General features: G+C 71.0%; 4 protein-coding genes. All 4 read right to left on the bottom strand.

Going from position 1 to position 3,314, the window contains the following annotated elements; translation table 11 throughout:
• A partial coding sequence (locus AC2VNT_RS12780; RefSeq protein ID WP_486947215.1) for a biotin carboxylase N-terminal domain-containing protein occupies positions 1-88 on the bottom strand: 88 nt, incomplete at its 3' end.
• A gap of 8 nt (positions 89-96) precedes the next feature.
• Positions 97-1,692 carry an acyl-CoA carboxylase subunit beta gene (locus tag AC2VNT_RS12775; protein ID WP_486947214.1) on the bottom strand — a complete coding sequence of 532 codons (1,596 nt, stop codon included), beginning with the start codon at positions 1,690-1,692 and terminating at the stop codon, positions 97-99.
• 40 nt (positions 1,693-1,732) lie between these two features.
• Complete coding sequence (locus tag AC2VNT_RS12770; protein WP_486947213.1) at positions 1,733-2,893, bottom strand: acyl-CoA dehydrogenase family protein; 1,161 nt, start codon at positions 2,891-2,893, stop codon at positions 1,733-1,735.
• Positions 2,890-3,314: AtuA-related protein (locus tag AC2VNT_RS12765; protein WP_486947212.1), on the bottom strand; the 425-nt coding region annotated here is incomplete at its 5' end. The genes AC2VNT_RS12770 and AC2VNT_RS12765, both read right to left, overlap by 4 nt.

Here is a 3,314-nt window from a genome sequence, read left to right as displayed (position 1 = left end):
CGGTGCCCAGGCCGAGCCGGCGGCAGCTGGCGAAGACCCGGCGGGCGATCTCGCCCCGGTTGGCCACCAGGACTCTGGTGATGGTCACGGCAGCCCTCACATCCGGAAGACGCCGAAGTTCGACGTCCCCTCGATCGGCGCGCCGGCGATGGCCGACAGGCACATCCCCAGCACGGTGCGGGTGTCACGCGGGTCGATCACCCCGTCGTCGTAGAGCCGCCCGGAGAGGAACATCGGCAGCGACTCGGCGTCGATCTGCGCCTCCACCGCGGCCTTCAGCGCCGCGTCGGCCTCCTCGTCGAAGTCCTGCCCGCGGGCGGCCGCGGCGGCCCGGCTGACGATGGAGAGCACCCCGGCCAGCTGCGTCCCGCCCATCACCGCGGACTTCGCCGACGGCCAGGCGAACATGAACCGCGGGTTGTAGGCACGCCCGCACATGCCGTAGTTTCCCGCGCCGTAGGAGGCGCCGATCACCACCGAGATGTGCGGCACGGTGGAGTTGGACACCGCGTTGATCATCATCGAGCCGTGCTTGATCATCCCGCCCTCTTCGTAGGCGCGGCCCACCATGTAGCCGGTGGTGTTGTGCAGGAACAACAGTGGCGTGTCGGACCGATTGGCCAGCTGGATGAACTGGGTGGCCTTCTGCGCCTCCGCACTGAACAGCACACCGCGGGCGTTGGCCAGGATGCCCAGCGGGTAGCCGTGCAGCCGGGCCCAGCCGGTGACCAGCGAGGAGCCGTACAGCGGCTTGAACTCGTCGAAATCCGAGTCGTCGACGATCCGGGCGATCACCTCCCGCGGGTCGAACGGGATGCGCAGATCGGCCGGCACGATGCCGATCAGCTCCTCGGTGTCGAACCGCGGCTCGGTGACCGGCCCCGGCGTCGGACCCTGCTTGACCCAGTTCAGCCGGGCCACGATCTGCCGGCCGATCCGCAGCGCGTCGAGCTCGTCGGCGGCGAAGTAGTCGGCCAGGCCCGAGGTCCGGGCGTGCATCTCGGCGCCGCCCAGGGCCTCGTCGTCGGACTCCTCCCCGGTGGCCATCTTGACCAGCGGCGGGCCGGCCAGGAACACCTTGGAGCGCTCCTTGATCATCACCACGTGGTCGGACATGCCCGGGATGTAGGCTCCGCCGGCGGTGGAGTTGCCGAACACCAGCGCGATGGTGGGGATACCGGCGGCCGAGAGCCGGGTCAGGTCGCGGAACATCTGCCCGCCGGGGATGAAGATCTCCTTCTGGGTGGGCAGGTCCGCCCCGCCGGACTCGACCAGCGAGATCACCGGCAGCCGGTTCTCCAAGGCGATCTGGTTGCCGCGCAACACCTTCCGCAGCGTCCACGGGTTGGAGGTGCCGCCCTTGACGGTGGGGTCGTTGGCGACCAGCAGGCACTCCACCCCGCTGACCACCCCGATCCCGACGACGACGCTCGCCCCGACCTGGAAGCTGCTGCCCCACGCCGCTAGGCCGCAGAGTTCCAGGAACGGCGAGTCCGGGTCGACCAGCGCCTCGATGCGTTCCCGGGCGGTGAGCTTGCCGCGATCGCGGTGCCGGGTGACGTACTTCTCGCCGCCGCCGGCGAGCGCCTTGGCCAGCTCGGTGTCGAGGTCGGTGAGCTTCTCGGTGAGCGCCGCCGCCGCCTCGGTGTAGCCGGGGGAGGTCGGGTCCAGGGTGGACGTGAGCGCGGTCATAGCCACCTCCGACGATGCGGAACGGAGCCTGGCGGATTGATCATGCCTGATATCCCAGCACCTTGGCGGCGAGGGAGGTGAGGATCTCGGTGGTCCCGCCGCCGATGCCGATGATCCGCATGTCCCGGTACTGGCGCTCCACCTCGGACTCGGCCATGTAGCCCATCCCGCCGAACAGCTGCACCGCCTGGTGGGCCACCCACTCGCCAGCCTCCACCGCGGTGTTCTTGGCGAAGCACACCTCGGCGATCAGATTCGGCTCCTCGGCCAGCTGCCGCTCCACCACGTGGCGGGTGTACACCCGGGCGACGTCGATCCGCCGGGCCATCTCGGCCAGGGTGTTCTGCACCGCCTGCCGGGAGATCAGCGGCTTGCCGAACGTCTCCCGGTCCCGGCACCACTGCACGCTCAGGTCCAGACAGCGCTGCGCGCTCGAATAGGCATGCGCGGCAAGGCCGACCCGCTCGGCGACGAACGCCGCCGCGATCTGGGCGAACCCGGTGTTCTCGGCGCCGACCAGGTTCGCCGCCGGCACCACGACGTCGGTGTAGCACAGCTCGGCGGTGTCCGACGAGCGCCAGCCCATCTTCTCCAGCTTGCGGGTGACTTGTAATCCGGGTGAGCAGCCCGGCCCATCCTTCTCCACCACCAGCAGCGACACCCCGGCCGCGCCCGGCCCGCCGGTGCGCACCGCGGTCACCACGTAGTCGCCGCGGACCGCGGAGGTGATGTAGGTCTTGGCGCCGTTCACCACGTAGTGATCACCCTCCCGGCGCGCGGTGGTGCGCAGATGCCCGACGTCGGAGCCGCCGTCGGGCTCGGTGATGGCCAGCGAGCCGATCTTCTCCCCGGCCAGCGTCGGCCGGACGAACTCGTCGATCAGCCGCCGGTCGCCGGAGGCGATCATGTGTGGCACCGAGATCCCGCAGGTGAACAACGAGGCGAACACCCCGCCGGGCGCGCCCGCCTGATGCATCTCCTCGCAGACGATCAGTGCGTCGGCGGCATCACCGCCGCCGCCGCCGACCGACTCGGGGAAGCCGGCGCCCAGCAGGCCGGCCTGCCCGGCGGCCCGGGACAGCTCGCGGGGCAGTTCGCCGCCGCGTTCCCACTCGTCGACGTGCGGCAGGATCTCGCGTTCGACGAAGGTGCGCACGCTCTTGCGCAGCTGGTCGCGTTCGGGTGTGGTCCAGATACTCATGGCAGCAGGCTCTCCGGGATCTCGACGTGTCGACTGCGCAGCCATTCGGCGAGGCCTTTGGCCTGCGGGTCGAATCGGGCCTGGGAGGCGACGCCGTCGCCGAGGATCTCCTCGATGACGAAGTTCACCGCCCGCAGGTTGGGCAGCAGGTGCCGGGTGACCGGCAGCTCGGCGGTCTCCGGCAGGAGCGCGCGCAGCGCCTCGACGGTCAGCGTGTGGGCCAGCCAGCGCCACTGCTGGTCGGTGCGCACCCAGATGCCGACGTTGGCCGAGCCGCCCTTGTCGCCGCTGCGGCCTCCGGCGATCAGCCCGAGCGGCGCGCGCCGGGTCGGACCGGCCGGCAGCGGATCCGGCAGCGCGGGCGGGTCGGCGGGGGCCAGCGCCAGGGTGTCGGTGGCCGCCGGGATCGCGACCCGGGTGC

The sequence above is a fragment of the Mycobacterium sp. TH-M15 genome, from assembly GCF_057473705.1.
The sequence above is the reverse complement of the archived record's forward strand: the minus strand, read 5'-3'. Positions and strand labels throughout refer to the sequence as shown.

Excerpts from the sequence above, each read along its gene's own strand:
- AC2VNT_RS12775 (WP_486947214.1), bottom strand. The coding sequence starts at position 1,692 with ATGACCGCGCTCACGTCCACCCTGGACCCGACCTCCCCCGGCTACACC.
- AC2VNT_RS12770 (WP_486947213.1), bottom strand. The coding sequence starts at position 2,893 with ATGAGTATCTGGACCACACCCGAACGCGACCAGCTGCGCAAGAGCGTG.